This is a genomic window from Citrobacter sp. Cpo071 (genome assembly GCF_030332765.1).
GTDB classification, from domain to species: Bacteria; Pseudomonadota; Gammaproteobacteria; order Enterobacterales; family Enterobacteriaceae; genus Citrobacter; species Citrobacter portucalensis.
Window position 1 is genome coordinate 318,554 of the sequence record NZ_JAOWHE010000085.1, and the last position, 20,320, is coordinate 338,873.

Below are 20,320 nucleotides of genomic sequence, written 5' to 3' on the forward strand. Positions count from 1 at the left end.
ATTGCTAATGGTGTTAACGATGGAGCAAAAACTGCACCGTTTTGGCGCGAAGCGCGTCGGAATGGAGCAATAATTTCCGAAAAATTTCGTATACGATCACAATTCCAGAATTATATTTGGCGACTGAATAAAACTGCGTTTTTTCCTCTGTTTAGTCGCCTGATGCGCAAACATATTCACTTTATATGCACATGTAGTGAATATCGCCACGTTGTAACCTGTTGATATTTCGTCATCGACCTCCGTTTATGCACTTTTTTCGCTGGCTGGCACGAACCCTGCAATCTACATTTACACCGCAAACACTATATTTATTAACATATAAATAACCTTTTATTTACCGTTGAGGTCGCTATGTCTCTGTCAATTACGCGTGAAAATTTTGATGAATGGATGATGCCCGTATATGCTCCGGCCCCTTTTATTCCGGTGCGGGGTGAAGGTTCACGCCTGTGGGATCAGCAGGGTAAAGAGTATATCGATTTCGCGGGAGGCATTGCGGTTAACGCGCTGGGTCACGCCCACCCGGCATTGCGCGAGGCATTAAACGACCAGGCGAGCAAATTCTGGCATACGGGAAATGGCTACACCAACGAGCCGGTACTGCGTCTGGCGAAAAAGCTGATTGACGCCACCTTCGCCGAGCGCATTTTCTTCTGTAACTCCGGTGCGGAAGCCAACGAAGCGGCACTAAAACTGGCGCGTAAATATGCCCACGATCGTTTTGGCAGTCAGAAGAGCGGGATTGTAGCGTTTAAAAATGCTTTCCATGGACGCACGCTGTTTACCGTCAGCGCCGGAGGACAGCCTGCCTACTCACAGGATTTCGCGCCGCTGCCGCCGGATATCCGTCATGCCGTATACAACGATCTCGATTCTGCCAGCCAACTGATTGATGACACCACCTGTGCGGTTATCGTGGAGCCTGTGCAGGGTGAAGGCGGTGTGGTACCGGCAACAAAAGCCTTTTTGCAGGGGCTACGTGAGTTATGCGATCGCCATAATGCGCTGCTGATTTTTGATGAAGTTCAGACCGGCGTTGGCCGTACCGGGGAACTGTATGCCTATATGCACTACGGCGTGACGCCGGATCTGCTGACGACAGCAAAAGCGCTGGGCGGTGGTTTCCCCATCGGCGCACTGTTGGCGACAGAGCGTTGCGCCAGTGTGATGACGGTTGGTACACACGGTACAACGTACGGCGGAAACCCGCTGGCGACGGCGGTGGCAGGTAAATTGCTGGAAATTGTGAATACACCGGAAGTGCTCAACGGAGTAAAACAGCGCCACGACTGGTTTGTGGAGCGTATAAACGCCATTAACGAACGTTTTGGACTGTTTAGTGAAATTCGTGGACTCGGACTGCTGATCGGCTGCGTGCTGAACGCGGAATTTGCCGGGAAAGCGAAACTCATCTCGCAAGAAGCGGCTGTTGCCGGGGTGATGGTACTGATCGCTGGCGCTAACGTGGTGCGTTTTGCGCCAGCGCTCAACGTCAGCGAAGAAGAAGTCGCCACCGGACTGGATCGCTTTGCGCTGGCCTGCGAACGCATTAAAGCAGGAGGTTCATCATGATGGTGATTCGTCCCATTGAACGCGCGGATATCACCGCGTTGATGCAGCTTGCCAGTAAGACCGGCGGCGGGTTGACCTCGCTACCGGCGAATGAAGCTACGCTGATGGCGCGTATCGAACGTTCACTCCAAACCTGGCGCGGTGAGTTGCCAAAAAGTGAGCAGGGATATGTGTTTGTGCTTGAAGACAGTACCAGCGGAACCGTGGCCGGGATTTGCGCCATTGAGGTAGCGGTAGGGCTTAACGATCCCTGGTACAACTACCGGGTTGGTACCCTGGTCCACGCCTCGAAAGAACTGAATGTCTATAACGCACTGCCGACGCTGTTTCTGAGTAACGATCACACAGGTAGCAGCGAGCTTTGCACGCTGTTTCTCGATCCGGACTGGCGAAAAGAAGGCAACGGCTATTTGCTGTCAAAATCGCGCTTTATGTTTATGGCGGCCTTTCGCGACCGATTTAATGAGAAAGTCGTGGCCGAAATGCGCGGCGTGATTGATAAGCACGGTTACTCGCCGTTTTGGCAAAGCCTTGGTAAACGCTTTTTCTCAATGGAGTTCAGCCGGGCGGATTTTCTCTGCGGGACAGGACAGAAAGCCTTTATTGCTGAACTGATGCCTAAGCATCCGATTTATACCCATTTCTTGTCTGATGAAGCGCAAAGCGTGATTGGTCAGGTACATCCGCAAACGGCTCCTGCTCGGGCAGTGCTGGAGAAAGAAGGGTTTCGCTACCGTAACTATGTCGATATTTTCGACGGCGGGCCGACCCTGGAATGTGATATTGACCGGGTGCGGGCTATCCGTAAAAGCCGACTGGTGGAAGTGGCGGAAGGTCAGCCAGCAACCGGTGATTATCCGGCCTGTCTGGTTGCCAATGAAAACTATCAAAACTTCCGCGTCATGCTGGTTCGCGCAGACCCGGATACCCAACGTCTGGTACTGACGGCGGCGCAACTGGATGCCCTGAAATGCCACGCGGGCGACCATGTACGTTTTGTACGTCTTTGTGCAGAGGAGAAAACAGCATGACACTATGGATAAACGGTGACTGGGTGACGGGGCTGGGCGAGCGTCGGGTGAAAACCAACCCGGTAAGCGGTGATGTGCTGTGGCACGGTAATGATGCAGATGCAATGCAGGTGACGCAAGCGTGCCAGGCCGCACGCGCAGCCTTTGCCGGTTGGGCTAAACAGCCTTTCAGCGCACGCCAGACTATTGTTGAAAAGTTTGCTTTATTACTGGAAAGCAATAAAGCCGAGCTAACTCAGATTATCGCCAAGGAAACCGGAAAACCTCATTGGGAAGCCGCGACTGAACTGACGGCGATGATCAATAAAATCGCCATCTCCGTCAAAGCTTATCATGCCCGTACCGGTGAGCAGCACAGCGAACTACCGGATGGTGCGGCAACGTTGCGCCATCGCCCACACGGCGTGCTGGCGGTTTTTGGTCCGTATAACTTCCCCGGTCATTTACCCAATGGTCATATTGTTCCGGCATTGCTGGCAGGCAATACGTTGATTTTCAAACCCAGCGAGTTGACGCCGTGGACCGGTGAAGCAGTAACAAAACTGTGGGAGCAGGCGGGGTTGCCGCCGGGCGTGCTGAATCTGGTGCAGGGCGGACGTGAAACGGGACAGGCGCTGAGTGCGCTGGAAGACCTTGATGGCCTGCTGTTTACCGGCAGTGCGAATACCGGTTATCAGCTGCATAAGCAGTTATCCGGCCAGCCGGAAAAAATCCTTGCCCTGGAGATGGGGGGCAACAACCCGCTGATTATTGAGAATCCGGAAGATATTGATGCCGCAGTGCATCTGACCATTCAGTCCGCATTTGTCACCGCCGGACAGCGCTGTACCTGTGCCCGCCGCCTGCTCGTAAAAAAAGGCGCGCAGGGTGATGCGTTCCTGAAGCGTCTGGTGGAGGTTAGTCAGCGTTTAATGCCCGGCAACTGGGATGCACAACCGCAGCCATTTATGGGTGGACTAATTTCCGAACAGGCAGCGCAACACGTCTATGATGCCTGGCAGCGTCTGGCGTCGTTGGGCGGCCGTACGCTGTTAGCGCCACGTCTGTTAAATGCCGGAACGTCACTGTTGACCCCTGGAATCATCGAACTGACCGGGGCGGGGAACGTACCTGATGAAGAGGTTTTCGGTCCGCTGCTCGGCGTCTGGCGTTATGACAGCTTTGATGATGCGATTCGTATGGCGAACAACACCCGCTTTGGATTGTCGTGTGGGTTAGTTTCGCCCGATCGCGGCCAGTTTGAACAGCTACTGTTGGAGGCGCGGGCAGGGATCGTCAACTGGAATAAGCCGTTAACCGGCGCTGCGAGTACCGCACCGTTTGGCGGTGTAGGCGCTTCCGGGAACCATCGCGCCAGCGCGTGGTATGCCGCAGATTATTGCGCCTGGCCGATGGCAAGTCTGGAATCCCCGGCCCTAACGCTGCCAACGGCGCTTAGCCCCGGACTGGATTTTTCTCGCGAGGATAAGCTATGAAAGCCCGTGAGGTAAATTTTGATGGTCTGGTGGGGCTAACTCACCACTATGCTGGATTGTCATTTGGTAATGAGGCCTCAACCAAACATCGATTTCAGGTGTCGAACCCGCGTCTGGCGGCAAAGCAAGGTCTGCTAAAGATGAAAGCACTGGCGGATGCAGGATTTCCTCAGGCGGTGATCCCGCCCCACGAGCGGCCTTATATTCCGGTTCTGCGTCAGTTGGGTTTTAGCGGCAGTGACGAACAGGTGCTGGATAAAGTGTCGCGTCAGGCGCCTCACTGGCTCTCCAGTGCCAGCTCCGCATCGCCTATGTGGGTAGCGAATGCGGCAACGGTTTGCCCTTCGGCAGACTCGCTGGACGGGAAAGTGCATCTGACGGTGGCGAATCTGAATAATAAGTTCCACCGTTCACTGGAAGCGCCTACTACCGAAGCATTGTTACGGGCGATTTTCCGTGATGAGAATAGCTTTGCGGTCCACGGTGCGTTACCCCAGGTTGCGCTATTTGGCGATGAAGGGGCGGCAAACCATAACCGCCTGGGTGGCGATTACGGTGACCCCGGCGTACAGCTGTTTGTTTACGGTCGTGAAGAAGGCAATGCATCCCAACCGAAGCGCTATCCGGCAAGGCAATCCCGTGAGGCCAGCGAAGCGGTCGCGCGACTGAATCAGGTCAACCCACTTCAGCGCATTTTTGCCCAGCAAAACCCGGACGTTATCGATCTTGGCGTGTTCCATAACGATGTGATTGCGGTATCGAATCGCCAGGTGCTGTTTTGTCATCAGCAGGCGTTTGTCAGACAGCAGGCATTGTTAGAGCATTTGCGCAGTCAGGTGGCAGGTTTTACCCCGCTGGAAGTCCCGACAGCGGAAGTGTCGGTGCAGGATGCCGTGACCACTTATCTGTTTAACAGTCAGTTACTGAGTCGTAGTGACGGTTCGATGATGCTGGTCCTGCCGCAGGAGTGTCGGGAGCATGCTGGCGTGTGGCGGTATTTGAACTGGCTTCTCGAGGAAGACAATCCGATCGATGACCTGCGGGTATTCGATCTGCGTGAAAGTATGTCCAACGGCGGTGGTCCGGCATGCTTGCGCCTGAGAGTGGTGCTCACCCCGCAGGAACAGCAGGCGGTGAATCCGGCGGTTATCATGAACGACACGCTGTTTAACACGTTGAATAACTGGGTTGACCGTTACTATCGCGATCGTCTTACCGCTGCCGACCTTGCCGACCCACAGCTGTTGCGCGAGGGGCGTGAAGCGCTGGATACGCTGACGCAATTGCTCAACCTCGGCTCAGTGTATCCTTTCCAGCAGGAGGGGATGCGCCATGGATAACTTTCTGGCGATCACGCTCGCAGGCGCCACTCCAGAGAAAACGCAAGGAACCACTCATGGTTTTGACTGGCAGTGGATCGGTCACGGAATTCTGGAACTGACGCCGCTTGCACCCGTTGAACATTCACTGGTGCTGTCTGCGGGGATCCATGGCAATGAAACCGCGCCGGTAGAGATACTCGATTCATTGCTTTCCAGTCTGTTTAGCGGCGAGCTGACACTGACATGGCGGCTGCTGGTGATTCTGGGAAACCCGCAGGCGCTGGCAGCGGGAAAACGATATTGTCATAGCGACCTGAATCGTATGTTTGGCGGCCGGTGGCAGATTTTTACCGCGAGTGAAGAAACGCACCGAGCCCACGAGCTTGAGCTGTGTCTTGAAGATTTTTATTCGCGCGCAAAGGAGCCTGTGCGCTGGCATTTGGATCTGCACACCGCGATCCGCGGTTCACAGCATCTGCGCTTTGGCGTATTGCCACAACGCAACGTTGCCTGGGACGAGGATTTTCTTGAATGGCTGGGAGATGCGGGACTGGAAGCGCTGGTTTTCCATCAGACGCCTGGCGGCACGTTCACCCATTTTAGCGGGGAACATTTTGGTGCGTTGGCCTGTACGTTGGAACTGGGTAAAGCGCTGCCGTTCGGGCAAAACGATCTTACCCAGTTTGCACAAACGGCAGACGCACTGGAGAAATTGCTGCAGGGCGAGCGGGTGTCGACGAGAGAAATATCCCCGCTGCGTTATCGCGTGGTGTCGCAAATCACGCGTCGTAGCGACGATTTCATTCTCCACATGGATAACCAGACGCTAAACTTTACCCCCTTTAAAGAAGGCACCTTGCTGGCGCAGGACGGAGATGAACGTTTTATCGTCACCCATGATGTTGAATACGTTCTTTTTCCCAACCCTAACGTGGCCTGCGGTTTACGTGCCGGATTGATGCTCGAAAAGTTGTGATCAATATATTCGCCCTGCAGGATTATCCTTTAGGGCTTATTTTTGCGTGCTGTTTTTATTTATTACGGATTATTCCTGGTGAGTTGCTTTCTTAATAAACAGGGTTCAGGTATAGTTCTCCATAATCCTTTCAAAATCATCCTGTTGTAATTTTTTATTGCAACTCTGCGCAATTTATTCTTTTTTTCTTCATAATTGATGAAAGTTTGTTTTTTACACTTTCACTGTTTTACCGTTGCTCTGATTAATTGACGCTTAAGCCGGTAAAGTTAATCTCGTCAACACGACATCACATTGCATAAGAGTCGCATGAGTGTCGTAAAAATAACTGAAAGAAAGGATAGAAATTATGCGTAAACTGACTGCTCTGTTTGTTGCCTCTACTCTGGCGCTGGGTGCTGCGAACCTGGCTCATGCTGCTGACACTACAACAGCTGCACCAGTGGATGCCAAACCGATGATGCACCACAACGGCAAGTTCGCCCCGCATCACGACATGATGTTCAAAGACCTGAACCTGACCGACGCGCAGAAACAGCAGATTCGCGAAATCATGAAAGGCCAGCGCGATCAGATGAAACGTCCGCCGCTGGAAGAACGCCGTGCAATGCACGATATCATCGCCAGCGATAGCTTCGATAAAGCGAAAGCCGAAGCGCAGATTGCGAAGATGGAAGAACAGCGCAAAGCCAACATGCTGGCGCATATGGAAACCCAGAACAAAATTTACAACATTCTTACCCCGGAACAGAAAAAGCAGTTTAATGCCAATTTTGAGAAGCGTCTGACAGAACGTGCAGCGCAGAAAGGTAAAATGCCAGAAGCTGCCGAGTAATCGATCAGCGTCTACACTAAATCATTCACACTGTGTCGCGCTGATTGCCGCACAGTGTGAAACCAAACTCAAGACCGCCGCTCTTGTCCACAACACGTATAACGATGTGGGCAGGATCGGCGGTTTTTTCATTTCTGCCTATTGCACCGGACGCACGACACGCTATTCTCCTGAAGCCCGCGAAAATTCTACCTGGATCAGCGCGTTATTCTTTTTTGCAAAATGCCGGGTTCATCGCTAAGGCAAATCAACTCTGCTGCCGATAACAATAATCTGCAGGGTGAACATAATAATGATGATTTATGGCTGTCTGTTTACGGCAGGCTGCCATGCTGCTCCTTTCTGGAGGGATGATGGAATACTTTGATATCCGCAAAATGCCGGTTAATCTCTGGCGGAATGGTGCGGGAGAAACGCGTGAGATTTGCTGTTTTCCGCCAGCAACACGAGATTTTCACTGGCGGGCGAGTATCGCCTCCATTGCAGCAAACGGTGAATTTTCACTTTTCCCGGGTGTAGAGCGCGTGATTACGCTGCTGGAGGGAGGGGAAGTCACTCTGGAAGAAGCGAACATCTTTACGCATACCCTGAAACAGCATCAACCTTTTACCTTTGCCGGTGACAAGGTGGTAAAAGCAAAGCTGACGGAAGGGCAGATGTCGATGGATTTTAATATCATGACCCGACGAGATGTTTGCCAGGCAAAAGTCAGAGTGGCCGATCGCACCTTTACGACCTTTGGTTCACGCGGCGGCGTGGTGTTTGTTATCAGTGGTGCATGGCAACTGGGTGATAAACTGCTGACGGCCGACCAGGGTGCGAGCTGGCATGACGGCAAACACACATTACGACTGCTGGAGCGTGAGGGAAAATTGCTGTTCAGCGAGATTAACTGGATGCCGGGGCATTCTCCGGATGCAGTTCAATAATGTCATATTGACCAGACAGAACAGGCCGGCAGAGAATTTTGTAGCCATCATGGTCAAAGCCTGCTGGCATACGCGCCAGGGTAGTCGCTTCATCCAGCGTTGAAACGGCTCCCAGCCACAGCCAGTTGTTGATGATATGGTACTGTGTCATTTCGGCACCGGTTTCTTGCAAGGCAATGGCATTGCTCCATGGCCAGCAAATCACTCTCACTCTTTCCAGCGCCTCTAGCAGGCGCGAGTGATGCGCTTCATGACTCTCTTTCCCGCAGCACGCCCCGGCGCAGCGTTTAAGCGCGGAGCGAAAACAGGCACGCCCGCGACTCAGGGGTTCCAGCCCCAACAGGCCGTAGCACAGCTGCTGTTCATCCGCGAGGTTTTGCAACGCTTGTAGCGCTGCGCGACGATGGGCAAACAGGCCAAACAGATTGGGTGCATGGGAGAAATCAATATCTCGTGCGTAGACAACCTGAACAGTTCGGTCTGTGAGCTGCAAGGCGCAAAGCTGACGATTGCGCCGCAGTCGTTTATTAAACAACGGCTGTTGTTCTTTGATCAACCGCGCTTCCAGCAACAGGGCACCAATTTCTCCCGCCGTACAAATCCAGCTAATGCGTTTGGCCTGACGCAGCATTGCCGCTTCGTCTGCGGTACGCAGGTGCGCCAGCACGCGGCTGCGAATATTGACGCTTTTACCAATATAGAGCGGCATAGTGTCGCTTTCACTGTGAAACAGATAGACACCTGGCGCGGCGGGAAGCGCACTCAAAAATGGACGCAGGTGCTCAGGATATTCATAGATTGCCGCTGCCTCAAATGTCAGGCGTGGGGCTGATTGACGCCGTACCACTTCTCACTCCGGATGCTGGTTATTCATCCAGTGTAGCAGTTTGAAACCGATTAAAAAAGCGGCATCAGACCAGGAAGAGGGGCCGGACAGCGGTGATCCCAGTGCTATCCGGCGATATGTGATTAAAAAAATTACGCTTTTTTCCAGAAGTCATCAAACACCGTGATCGGTGTGCGACGTTTGTGCTCGGTCTTCAGATACCAGCCTTCAATTTTTTTCGCGATGTCGGCAGCCAGCGTTTTTCCTTCCAGATAATCGTCGATGTTGTCATAGGTGACGCCTAATGCGGCTTCATCCGGCAGAGAAGGTCGATCGTCTTCGAGGTCGGCGGTTGGCGCTTTCTTATATAAATGTTCAGGGCAACCCAGCGCGGCAAGCAGCTGCTTACCCTGACGCTTGTTCAGGCGGAAAATAGGGTTAATGTCAGTACCGCCATCGCCGTATTTGGTGAAAAATCCGGTGATGGCTTCTGCTGCATGATCGGTACCCACGACAACACCGCTGGTCATTCCGGCGATACTGTACTGGGCCTTCATACGTTCACGGGCTTTTTCATTGCCACGGACAAAATCGCTCAGTTCAATACCCGCTTCACGCAGGGCCTGTTCACTGGCCAGTACCGCACCCTTAATATTTACTGTGAGCACGCGGTCCGGTTGGATAAAGGCGATGGCATCCTGACAGTCCTGTTCATCAGCCTGAACGCCATACGGCAGACGTACGGCAATAAACTGCAGCGCGTCATTCCCCGTTTCTTCGCGAAGCTCGGAAATAGCCATCTGGCAAAGTTTTCCCGCGAGCGTTGAGTCCTGTCCGCCGCTTATCCCTAATACCAGTGATTTCAGAAAAGGGTACGTTTGCAGGTAGGATTTCAAGAAATCCACGCTGCGGCGAATTTCCTCTTCTGCATTAATTTGCGGTTTTGCGCCAAGCGCCTGGATTATCTCTTGCTGCAGAGTCATTTAACCCCCTCCGAAAAATGAAATGATCAAAAAAATGATGTGTTAAAGCTAACGCGTTGGGACCCAAACGACAAGGGATGCAGGCCTGATCTAACATCATTTTGTTTTAATAGAATTTTCCGAAACGACCTAAGTATCATCTGATTGCTTGAAAAATGTGTTGTTGTGCTCCAGGCTTATATAACACGCTGAAATACAAGAGGACGGAATATGAACAAGAACCTAACAGGAATTCTAAGCGCAGCGGCTGTTTTGACTATGCTGGCAGGATGTACGGCCTACGATCGCACCAAAGACCAATTTGTTCAGCCCGTGGTGAAAGATGTGAAGAAAGGGATGAGCAGGGCGCAGGTGGCGCAGATTGCCGGTAAACCTTCTTCTGAAGTCAGTATGATTCATGCGCGCGGGACATGCCAGACCTACATCCTGGGTCAACGAGATGGTAAAGCTGAAACCTATTTTGTTGCTTTAGACGACACCGGACATGTGATTAACTCCGGTTACCAGACCTGCGCCGAGTACGACACTGACCCGCAGGCGGCGAAGAAGTAACAACTGCTTATTGCCTGAGCATTCAGAAGAACCGGCCTTCGCGCCGGTTTTTTTGTGCCGAACGATCTTATTTATTGCCGCGAATTATTTGCCTGAAATGTGAGGGGGGTCATAACGACAGGTCAAGGAGAGACAATTTAGTTGGTCAAGGAAATACCATCCGCCGGTGCAATCCCGTATACTCATTTCAGCCACCTAAAAAAGTAATTTAGCTGACGCAAGTTACCCAGAGCATGGATGCAGGTTATGGCTTGCGGAGTGTCTGGTTGACAGATAATCGCACATGAGGATCGTTTTAATGGAAAAGAAACACATTTATCTGTTTTGTTCTGCGGGCATGTCGACTTCATTGTTGGTTTCGAAGATGCGTGCTCAGGCCGAAAAATACGAAGTACCGGTTATTATTGAAGCATTTCCTGAAACGCTGGCCGGAGAAAAAGGTCCTGTCGCCGATGTCGTGTTATTAGGTCCACAAATTGCTTATATGTTGCCCGAAATTCAGCGTTTGTTACCCAACAAGCCTGTGGAAGTGATTGACTCGCTGCTGTATGGCAAAGTCGATGGTTTAGGCGTGCTTAAGGCTGCTGTTGCAGCAATTAAAAAAGCCGCAGCAAATTAATTATTTTATTTTAATTTTTCCCGTCAAAGAGTTATTTCATTAACATTCACCGCAATTATTAATTGCGGTATTTAAGGGTATTTTTCTATGAGTAACGCTATTGCTTCACTTGAAAAGGTACTCCTTCCTTTTGCTGTAAAAATTGGAAAGCAGCCACACGTTAATGCAATCAAGAACGGCTTTATTCGTTTAATGCCGTTAACCCTCGCAGGGGCCATGTTTGTATTAATCAATAACGTTTTCCTGAGCTTTGGGGAGGGGTCGTTTTTTTATTCAATGGGCATTCGACTTGATGCTTCAACTATTGAAACTTTGAATAGCTTGAAAGGCATTGGTGGAAACGTCTATAACGGTACGCTGGGTATCATGTCATTGATGGCACCGTTCTTTATCGGCATGGCGCTGGCAGAAGAACGTAAAGTCGACTCACTGGCTGCCGGGCTGTTATCCGTCGCCGCGTTTATGACCGTAACGCCTTATAGCGTGGGTGAAGCCTATGCCGTTGGCGCGAACTGGCTCGGCGGTGCCAATATTATTTCCGGTATTATTATCGGCCTTGCGGTCGCGGAAATGTTCACCTTTGTGGTTCGTCGCAATTGGGTCATTAAATTACCTGATAGCGTACCGACATCCGTATCGCGCTCTTTCTCTGCGCTGATTCCTGGCTTCCTTATCCTCTCCATTATGGGGATCATCGCCTGGGCACTGAACACCTGGGGTACGAACTTCCACCAAATCATTATGGATTCCATTTCAACTCCGCTGGCGTCGTTGGGCAGCGTGGTGGGCTGGGCCTACGTGATTTTTGTTCCGCTGCTGTGGTTCTTCGGTATTCACGGTTCACTGGCGCTGACTGCGCTGGACAGCGGTATCATGACGCCATGGGCGCTGGAAAACATCTCTATCTACCAACAGTTTGGTTCCGTAGATGCCGCGCTGGAAGCCGGTAAGACGTTCCACGTCTGGGCGAAACCGATGCTCGACTCCTATATTTTCCTTGGGGGTAGCGGGGCAACGCTGGGTCTGATTATCGCTATCTTCCTGGCATCGCGTCGTCCTGACTATCGTCAGGTTGCTAAGCTGGCACTGCCGTCAGGTCTGTTCCAGATTAACGAACCTATCCTGTTCGGTCTGCCGATCATCATGAACCCGGTGATGTTTATCCCGTTCATTCTGGTGCAACCGATTCTGGCGGCGATTACGCTGGCAGCTTACTACTCAGGCATTATTCCACCGATTACCAACATTGCACCGTGGACTATGCCAACCGGTTTGGGCGCGTTCTTTAACACCAACGGTAGCGTCGCTGCTCTGCTGGTCGCGCTGTTCAACCTCGGTATCGCAACGCTGGTTTACCTGCCGTTCGTGGTGGTAGCCAACAAAGCGCAGAACGTTATTGACCAAGAAGAAAGCGAAGAAGATATCGCTAACGCATTAAAATTCTAAATTTAATCCGGCATGGCTTTACGGTCATGCCGGACTGAACCAGAGGAAAAAAGTATGTTGGATATCGAGAACATCGTCGACACGCAGTCAGAAGCAGAAGAACTTGAAGAAGTGGTGATGGGCCTCATCATCAACTCCGGTCAGGCGCGTAGCCTGGCGTACGGCGCACTCAAAATGGCCAAGCAGGGTGATTTCGAGTCAGCTAAGACCATGATGGACCAGTCTCGTCTGGCGCTGAACGAAGCGCACCTCGTGCAAACGAAATTGATTGAAGGCGATCAGGGCGAAGGTAAAATGAAAGTTAGCCTGGTGCTGGTCCACGCGCAGGACCACCTGATGACATCAATGCTGGCACGTGAGCTGGTGACTGAACTGATTGAGCTTCACGAAAAGCTGAAATAGCGAGGAGTGCATAATGCAGCTACAGATTAACGCACCGGAAATCAAAACCGTTTATGAACAGCAGCTGTTTAATGGCAAAAATTTCCATGTGTTCATCTATAACAAAACTGAGAGCATCAGCGGGCTGCATCAGCATGACTACTATGAGTTTACCCTGGTTTTAACCGGGCGCTATTATCAGGAAATCAACGGTAAACGCGTACTGCTAGAACGTGGAGATTTTGTCTTTATCCCGTTGGGCTCGCACCACCAGAGTTTTTATGATTTTGGTGCGACAAGGATCCTTAACGTCGGCATCAGTAAACGTTTTTTTGAACAGCACTATCACCCGCTGCTGCCATTTTGTTTCGTTGCATCGCAGGTCTACCGGGCGAATAACTCGTTTCTTACCTACATTGAAACGGTTATTGCATCACTGAACTTTCGTGAGAGCGGGCTAGATGAATTTGTAGAAGTGGTCACCTTCTATATTATAAATCGGTTACGCCATCATCGCGAAGAGCAGGTGCTGGATGATATTCCGCAGTGGCTTAAAACCACCGTCGAGACCATGCACGACAAACGGCAGTTTAGCGAGAATGCGCTGGAAAATATGGTACACCTGTCCGCGAAATCCCAGGAGTATCTGACCCGCGCTACCCAGCGTTATTACAGCAAAACGCCGATGCAGATTATTAATGAAATCCGCATTAACTTTGCTAAAAAACAGCTGGAAATGACGAACTATTCTGTAACGGATATTGCTTACGAGTCTGGCTACAGTAGTCCAAGCCTGTTTATTAAAACGTTTAAAAAGCTGACGTCGTTTACACCGAATAGCTACCGTAAGAAATTAACTGAATTTAATCAGTAGATATTATTTGCCAATAACCCATTTTTTATAGCTTGCCCAAAATAGTGTCGGGACAGCCACGCTATACCTGACAAACGGGTTGAGCATAATACACGTCAGTGTTTTGACACTGAAGGGAGAAAGTATGAGCCAGAAATTAAAAGTCGTCACTATCGGTGGCGGGAGCAGCTACACCCCTGAATTACTTGAAGGCTTTATTAAGCGCTATCATGAATTACCGGTTTCTGAGTTGTGGCTGGTTGATGTCGACGGTGGAAAAGAGAAGCTGGACATTATTTTTGACCTTTGCCAGCGCATGATCGACAAAGCGGGTGTGCCGATGAAGTTGTTTAAAACACTGGACCGCCGTGAAGCACTGAAAGATGCTGATTTCGTTACCACCCAACTGCGCGTAGGGCAACTGAAAGCCCGTGAAAAGGATGAACGCATTCCGCTGAGCCACGGTTATCTGGGACAGGAAACCAACGGTGCGGGTGGGCTGTTCAAAGGTCTGCGTACCATTCCGGTTATCTTTGATATTATTAAAGATGTGGAAGAACTGTGCCCGAATGCCTGGGTGATTAACTTTACTAACCCGGCAGGGATGGTGACTGAAGCGGTCTATCGCCACACGAATTTTAAGAAATTCATCGGCGTGTGTAATATTCCTGTCGGCATGAAAATGTTTATTAGCGATGTGCTGGCGCTGAAAGAGAGCGATGATTTATCCATCGATCTGTTCGGTCTGAACCACATGGTCTTTATTAAAGACGTGCTGGTGAACGGTACATCGCGCTTTGATGAACTGCTGGACGGCGTGGCTTCTGGACAACTGAAAGCTTCCACCGTGAAGAACATTTTCGACCTGCCGTTCAGCGAAGGGTTGATTCGTTCGCTGAAGCTGCTGCCGTGCTCGTATTTGCTGTACTACTTCAAGCCAAAAGAGATGCTGGCGATCGAAATGGGCGAGTACTATAAGGGCGGCGCACGTGCCCAGGTAGTACAAAAAGTAGAAAAACAACTGTTTGATCTCTACAAAAATCCTGAGCTAAACGTTAAGCCGAAAGAGCTGGAGCAGCGCGGTGGCGCGTATTACTCCGATGCGGCCTGTGAAGTGATCAACGCCATCTACAACGACAAACAGACCGAGCACTACGTCAACATTCCACATCATGGACATGTTGATAACATCCCTGCGGACTGGGCGGTTGAGATGACCTGCACGCTCGGACGTAACGGTGCTACGCCGCACCCACGTATTACCCATTTTGATGAGAAAGTGCTCGGCCTTATCTACACCATCAAAGGCTTTGAGGTTGCGGCGAGCAATGCGGCATTGAGCGGCGAGCTGAATGATGTGCTGCTGGCGTTAAACCTGAGTCCGCTGGTGCATTCTGACAGCGATGCCGAGATTCTGGCGCGTGAGCTAATCCTGGCGCATGAAAAATGGTTGCCAAACTTCGCCGGGTGCATTGAGAAACTCAAAAGCGAACAACACTAACTGAGGTCGGCTATGGAACGCGTACTGATAGTGAATGCGGATGATTTTGGCCTGAGTAAAGGACAAAACTACGGCATTGTTGAAGCCTGTCGTAATGGCGTTGTCACCTCGACAACGGCACTGGTTAACGGTGCGGCGATTGACCATGCGGTACAGCTGAGTCGCGACATACCTGCACTTGCCGTCGGGATGCATTTTGTTCTGACGCTGGGTAGGCCGTTGACGGCAATGCCGGGCCTTACCCGTGACGGATTACTGGGGAAATGGATCTGGCAGATGGCAGAGGAGGACACTTTGCCGCTGGATGAAATTTCTCAGGAGCTGGCCGCGCAGTATCAGCGTTTTATTGACCTGTTCGGGCGGGAGCCGACGCATCTGGATAGCCATCACCATGTGCATATGTTCCCGCAAATTTTCCCTATCGTAGCCGGGTTTGCTGCCGAGAAGGGGATTGCATTGCGTATCGATCGTCAGACCGTGTTTCAGGCGTCTGATTTTCCGGAAACGTTACGTACCTCCCAGGGATTCAGCAGCGAGTTTTACGGCGAAGCGATTTCCGAGGCTCTGTTTTTACAGACGCTGGATGCGTCAGCCGACCGGGGAGAGTCTTCGCTGGAAGTGATGTGTCATCCGGCCTTTATCGATGACATTATTCGTCAAAGTGCCTACTGTTACCCCCGCTTAACTGAGCTCGACGTGCTGACGTCTTCGTCACTGAAATATGCAATTGCGGAGCGCGGTTATCGTCTTGGCAGTTTTCTGAACGTGTAATTCCTGAGTTTGCGGCGCAATCGTGCGCCGCATTTTTTTTAGGCGGGAATCGTTTCTATTTTTCCGGCACGTGACCAGACGCGGTGCGCGGTCATCAGCGTCAACAGGGTATCCATAAACTGTGCGTCTGCATAGTCCGCTTCCACCACGCCTTCTTCTCCTTCATTTTTGATATTCAACGTTGCTTTAAACTGACGAGCATCACCGGCCAGGGCGATAGGTTTTAAGTGCTTATACGCTTCGAGTAAATAATATCGGGCATCACCGTTCTTAACGATGTCCGCGAGATTACCGCATGGAACGATAACCGCATCGACCGTCAGGGATGGCGAACCCGCAAAAGTACCGGCGATCGTCAGAGCAGATCCATCATCGGCAACTACCTTACCCATTCGGGAATAGAGCAATTTGGCATGAACGCCTTTGGCCTGTAGGGCTTGCATGATGGCGAGCAGGTCGCTCGATTTCACCTGGTCATTAAGTAGGATGGCGACCACGCGGCCCTTAATCTCACCTTGCGCACCTGCATATAAACTGAGTGACGGTGCATTTTTCAAACCGTTGACGTTGGGCGGTGGCGCAATGCTGGCCTGTTCCTTGGTTAGCTCAAAACCGAGATTATCGGCAACCGCCTCGGCGAGGGCAGTATCAACATGAGCTAACTGTTCGACCACTCTTTCCCGAATATAGGGGCGCGTAACCTTACTAAGTTCGAAACTGAATCCGCCGATGATATGCTGCTGTTCAATTGGCGTCTGACTTAGCCAGAACAGGCGAGGGTGCGCATAGTATTCGCCAAAAGAGGGGCTACGTTCGCGGATTTTGTTTCCTTCAATCCGTTCCTGATACGACTCAAATCCACCGCGTTTTGGCCCCGGCGGCGTTTCACGCGGCCAGTTATCATTGATGGAATTCGGTTCATAGTTGGCTGGATTGGTATCGATGTCCATACGATGCATGCCGTCACGCTGGAAATTATGGTACGGACAGGTCGGGCGATTAATCGGGATTTCATGGAAATTGGGCCCGCCCAGGCGACTGATTTGGGTATCGGTATAGGAGAACAAGCGACCCTGCAGCAGGGGATCGTTAGTAAAATCGATGCCAGGGACGATATGTCCGGGATGAAAAGCGACTTGTTCATTTTCGGCGAAGAAATTATCAGGATTGCGGTTCAGCACCATTTTACCGACGCGTTGCACCGGAACCAGCTCTTCCGGGATCAGCTTGGTCGGGTCGAGCAGGTCAAAATCGAACTTAAATTCATCTTCTTCGGGAATCAGCTGTAGTCCCAGTTCATATTCCGGATAATCGCCCGCTTCGATAGCTTCCCACAGATCGCGGCGATGAAAGTCGGGATCCCGACCGGTAAGTTTTTGCGCTTCATCCCATACCAGCGAGGCTTTGCCTGCCAGCGGTTTCCAGTGGAAACGGACAAAGGTGGCTTTCCCTTGCGCATTAATCAACCGAAATGTGTGAATACCGAAGCCTTCCATCGTGCGATAGCTGCGCGGAATACCCCGATCGGACATTGCCCATATGACGTTGTGCAACGTTTCAGGCTGTAATGAGACATAATCCCAGAAGGTGTCATGGGCGCTTTGGCCCTGCGGGATAGCCCAATGCGGCTCCGGTTTAACCGCATGGACGAAATCCGGGAATTTATGGGCATCCTGAATAAAGAAGATGGGAGTATTGTTTCCCACCAAGTCGAAAATGCCCTCTTCAGTGTAAAACTTGGTCGCAAATCCCCGTATATCTCTGACCGTATCCGCAGAGCCTGCGCCGCCCTGAACGGTAGAGAATCGGACAAAAACCGGGGTGATTTTATTTTCATCACTTAGAAAGTCCGCTTTCGTCGTCGCACTCAGGTTGACATAGGACTGAAAGTAACCATGAGCGGCAGAACCTCGGGCATGTACAATCCGCTCCGGGATGCGTTCATGATCAAAATGGGTAATCTTTTCCCGCAGGATAAAGTCTTCCAGTAGGGTTGGCCCGCGATTACCCGCGCGCAGAGAGTTTTGATCGTCCGCGATGCGCACGCCCTGATTAGTTGTCAGAGCAAAATCTTCGCTTCCTTTACGAAAACTGTCCAGTGCATTGAGTTTGTCACTTTTGATATCCGGCGCTTTTAAACTGCCGGACGTAGTGGGCTGCATACCTGGCGGCGTGGGTTCAGGTGTTGACCGATGTGAACCGTCTGTGGGTGCCAGTGAGTCAAGTCCTGGCTGGGATTCGCTGGCATCATGAACCGGCGCTGAGTGATGGAGTGGATGCTTATCATTCTGTGACATTAAACTCGTCTCCTGGTTTCATTGCTGAAAGGGTCGTTGTTGCTGTCAAAAGCTTTAACTATAGACCACTCACTCAGTGGCGCAGGTACAGGTCGATGACGTAAAGCGCGATGAACCAGGCAAACAGCGCACGCAAGGCAGGACGCAAGGCGGCAAAATCGGCTAAGATAGCGGTTTTCTGATTTTTAGAATTTGTCTTTAGTGAAGCAACTGATTATGAAACCTCTTCGCCAACAAAATCGTCCGGTTATCAGCTATGTTCCTCGCGTGGAGCCCGCGCCACCAGAGCATGCGATTAAAATGGATGCGTTTCGTGACGTATGGATACTACGCGGAAAATATGTCGCTTTTGTCTTAATGGGGGAGGCGTTTCAACGTTCGCCTGCATTTACGGTCCCGGAATCAGCACAGCGCTGGGCTAATCAGATTCGCCAGGAAAATGAACTAAGCGATTAATGGATATAAAAAAACCGCAGGAGCATGACACTCCGGCGGTTTTTTGTTTTTTAGCTGACAGACTTAGCGATGCGCCAGTTCGGCGTTATCGTCGCTGTCCAGAATCGTTTTATCAGTCTGCTTGAGCCATTGGCTGGTCAGCGTACCGGCAGTCATGGAACCGCTTACGTTCAGCGCGGTACGACCCATATCGATCAGCGGCTCAACGGAGATCAGCAGCGCAACCAGCGTGACCGGCAGACCCATAGCGGGCAGGACGATCAGCGCGGCAAATGTTGCACCGCCACCCACACCCGCAACCCCTGCGGAGCTCACGGTCACGATACCAACCAGCGTGGCAATCCACATTGGGTCCAGTGGGTTGATACCGACGGTCGGTGCAACCATTACTGCCAGCATTGCCGGGTACAGGCCCGCACAACCGTTCTGACCAATCGTGGCACCAAACGAGGCGGCAAATGAGGCGATGGATTCAGGCACGCCCAGACGACGGGTCTGCGCTTCAACGTTCAGCGGAATTGAGGCTGCGCTGGAACGGCTGGTGAATGCGAACGTCAGCACTGGCCATACCTTGCGGAAGTATTTTAACGGGCTAACGCCGTTCACACCCAGCAGGATCCCGTGTACCACGAACATAATGCCCAGACCGAGATAAGAGGCCACGACGAAGCTACCCAGCTTGATGATGTCCTGCAGGTTGGAACCCGCAACCACTTTGGTCATCAGCGCCAGAACACCGTACGGCGTCAACTGCATCACCAGACGAACCAGTTTCATCACCCAGCTTTGCAGGGTATCGATAGCGACCAGAACGCGCTCGCCTTTTGGTGCATCATCTTTCAGCAGTTTCAGTGCGGCTACACCCAGGAATGCCGCGAAGATAACCACGCTGATAATCGACGTCGGGTTCGCGCCAGTCAGATCGGCAAACGGGTTTTTCGGAATAAACGACAGCACCAGTTGCGGAACGCTGAGGTCAGCCACTTTGCCAACATAGTTGGTTTCAATCGCGTTCAGACGCGCGGTTTCGGCACCACCTTGCACCAGACCTTCGGCGGTCAGGCCGAACAGGTTGGTCACCAGAACCCCTACCAGCGCGGCAATCAGCGTGGTAAACAGCAGCGTTCCGATGGTCAGGAAGCTGATTTTACCTAACTGAGAGGCGTTATGCAGACGTGCAACGGCGCTGAGAATAGACGCAAATACCAGCGGCATAACAATCATCTGCAGTAGTTGGACATAGCCGTTGCCGACAATGTTGAACCACTGTACTGAGTCCTTAAGAACCTGGCTGTCGGAGCCATAAATGGTGTGCAGGGCAAGGCCGAACACGACACCCATGACCAGACCGACCAGTACTTTTTTGGCCAGACTCCACTGTTTGTGACGGGCTTGCGCCAGCACGAACAGCAGCACTACGAACACGATAATGTTCGCGATTAATGGAAAGTTCATCCCCGTTCTCCTGATCTTATTATGCGTATCACCGTTT

The 20,320-nt window shown here is 51.5% G+C and carries 19 protein-coding genes; 15 read left to right on the plus strand and 4 right to left on the minus strand.

Going from position 1 to position 20,320, the window contains the following annotated elements:
* The first annotated feature begins 354 nt into the window (after positions 1 to 354).
* From astC to ves, 7 genes are all read left to right on the plus strand, one after another.
* Positions 355 to 1,575 (plus strand): succinylornithine/acetylornithine transaminase, encoded by a 1,221-nt coding sequence (astC, locus tag OGY09_RS18675; RefSeq protein WP_048214345.1) that lies wholly within the window; start codon positions 355 to 357, stop codon positions 1,573 to 1,575.
* On the plus strand, positions 1,572 to 2,606 hold the full coding sequence (gene astA / locus OGY09_RS18680; RefSeq protein ID WP_275399017.1) for an arginine N-succinyltransferase: 1,035 nt from the start codon (positions 1,572 to 1,574) through the stop codon (positions 2,604 to 2,606). Before astC ends, astA begins: the two co-directional genes overlap by 4 nt.
* The gene (gene astD / locus OGY09_RS18685; protein WP_032943139.1) at positions 2,603 to 4,081 is read left to right on the plus strand and encodes a succinylglutamate-semialdehyde dehydrogenase; all 1,479 of its coding nucleotides are present in this window, start codon (positions 2,603 to 2,605) and stop codon (positions 4,079 to 4,081) included. Before astA ends, astD begins: the two co-directional genes overlap by 4 nt.
* The gene (gene astB, locus OGY09_RS18690) at positions 4,078 to 5,421 is read left to right on the plus strand and encodes an N-succinylarginine dihydrolase (protein ID WP_032943141.1); all 1,344 of its coding nucleotides are present in this window, start codon (positions 4,078 to 4,080) and stop codon (positions 5,419 to 5,421) included. The genes astD and astB overlap by 4 nt, the downstream gene beginning before the upstream one ends.
* On the plus strand, positions 5,414 to 6,379 hold the full coding sequence (astE, locus tag OGY09_RS18695; protein WP_032943143.1) for a succinylglutamate desuccinylase: 966 nt from the start codon (positions 5,414 to 5,416) through the stop codon (positions 6,377 to 6,379). The genes astB and astE overlap by 8 nt, the downstream gene beginning before the upstream one ends.
* A 349-nt stretch (positions 6,380 to 6,728) precedes the next feature.
* Positions 6,729 to 7,214: an ATP-independent periplasmic protein-refolding chaperone Spy gene (gene spy / locus OGY09_RS18700; RefSeq protein ID WP_032943145.1), complete on the plus strand. Its 486-nt coding sequence runs from the start codon at positions 6,729 to 6,731 to the stop codon at positions 7,212 to 7,214.
* A gap of 353 nt (positions 7,215 to 7,567) precedes the next feature.
* Positions 7,568 to 8,143, plus strand: a complete 576-nt coding sequence (ves, locus tag OGY09_RS18705) for an environmental stress-induced protein Ves (RefSeq protein ID WP_032943147.1) — start codon at positions 7,568 to 7,570, stop codon at positions 8,141 to 8,143.
* Here ves and cho read toward each other — a convergent pair.
* Both cho and nadE read right to left on the minus strand, forming a co-directional pair.
* On the minus strand, positions 8,103 to 8,990 hold the full coding sequence (gene cho, locus OGY09_RS18710; protein ID WP_032943148.1) for an excinuclease Cho: 888 nt from the start codon (positions 8,988 to 8,990) through the stop codon (positions 8,103 to 8,105). The two genes, ves and cho, sit on opposite strands and share 41 nt — an antisense overlap.
* Positions 8,991 to 9,121: 131 nt before the next feature.
* A complete protein-coding gene (gene nadE / locus OGY09_RS18715; protein ID WP_032943150.1) occupies positions 9,122 to 9,952 on the minus strand; it encodes an NAD(+) synthase in 831 nt (276 codons plus the stop codon).
* Positions 9,953 to 10,162: 210 nt separating this feature from the next.
* Between nadE and osmE the strand changes: the two genes are divergently transcribed.
* The 7 genes from osmE (at position 10,163) to chbG (ending at position 16,075) form a co-directional block, all read left to right on the plus strand.
* Entirely contained in the window at positions 10,163 to 10,504 is a 342-nt protein-coding gene (osmE, locus tag OGY09_RS18720; RefSeq protein WP_003030621.1) for an osmotically-inducible lipoprotein OsmE, read from the plus strand.
* A 298-nt stretch (positions 10,505 to 10,802) separates the two neighbouring features.
* Entirely contained in the window at positions 10,803 to 11,123 is a 321-nt protein-coding gene (gene chbB, locus OGY09_RS18725; protein ID WP_003832547.1) for a PTS N,N'-diacetylchitobiose transporter subunit IIB, read from the plus strand.
* An 87-nt stretch (positions 11,124 to 11,210) separates the two neighbouring features.
* A complete protein-coding gene (gene chbC, locus OGY09_RS18730) occupies positions 11,211 to 12,569 on the plus strand; it encodes a PTS N,N'-diacetylchitobiose transporter subunit IIC (protein ID WP_003030619.1) in 1,359 nt (452 codons plus the stop codon).
* A gap of 54 nt (positions 12,570 to 12,623) precedes the next feature.
* A complete protein-coding gene (gene chbA, locus OGY09_RS18735) occupies positions 12,624 to 12,971 on the plus strand; it encodes a PTS N,N'-diacetylchitobiose transporter subunit IIA (protein ID WP_003832549.1) in 348 nt (115 codons plus the stop codon).
* Between the two features lie 10 nt (positions 12,972 to 12,981).
* On the plus strand, positions 12,982 to 13,824 hold the full coding sequence (gene chbR, locus OGY09_RS18740) for a transcriptional regulator ChbR (RefSeq protein ID WP_085951046.1): 843 nt from the start codon (positions 12,982 to 12,984) through the stop codon (positions 13,822 to 13,824).
* A gap of 124 nt (positions 13,825 to 13,948) precedes the next feature.
* Positions 13,949 to 15,304 carry a 6-phospho-beta-glucosidase gene (locus OGY09_RS18745; RefSeq protein ID WP_032943151.1) on the plus strand — a complete coding sequence of 452 codons (1,356 nt, stop codon included), beginning with the start codon at positions 13,949 to 13,951 and terminating at the stop codon, positions 15,302 to 15,304.
* Positions 15,305 to 15,316: 12 nt separating this feature from the next.
* A complete protein-coding gene (chbG, locus tag OGY09_RS18750) occupies positions 15,317 to 16,075 on the plus strand; it encodes a chitin disaccharide deacetylase (RefSeq protein WP_032943153.1) in 759 nt (252 codons plus the stop codon).
* A 38-nt stretch (positions 16,076 to 16,113) separates the two neighbouring features.
* Here chbG and katE read toward each other — a convergent pair whose 3' ends face one another.
* Positions 16,114 to 18,372, minus strand: coding sequence for a catalase HPII (gene katE / locus OGY09_RS18755; protein WP_032943155.1), 2,259 nt, complete (start codon positions 18,370 to 18,372; stop codon positions 16,114 to 16,116).
* 192 nt (positions 18,373 to 18,564) lie between these two features.
* Here katE and cedA point away from each other — a divergent pair, with 192 nt between their 5' ends.
* Positions 18,565 to 18,828: a cell division activator CedA gene (cedA, locus tag OGY09_RS18760; RefSeq protein WP_071992542.1), complete on the plus strand. Its 264-nt coding sequence runs from the start codon at positions 18,565 to 18,567 to the stop codon at positions 18,826 to 18,828.
* A 63-nt stretch (positions 18,829 to 18,891) separates the two neighbouring features.
* On the opposite strand, the gene tcyP is transcribed toward cedA, so the two are convergent.
* A complete protein-coding gene (gene tcyP / locus OGY09_RS18765; protein WP_006684833.1) occupies positions 18,892 to 20,283 on the minus strand; it encodes a cystine/sulfocysteine:cation symporter in 1,392 nt (463 codons plus the stop codon).
* Positions 20,284 to 20,320 lie beyond the last annotated feature (37 nt).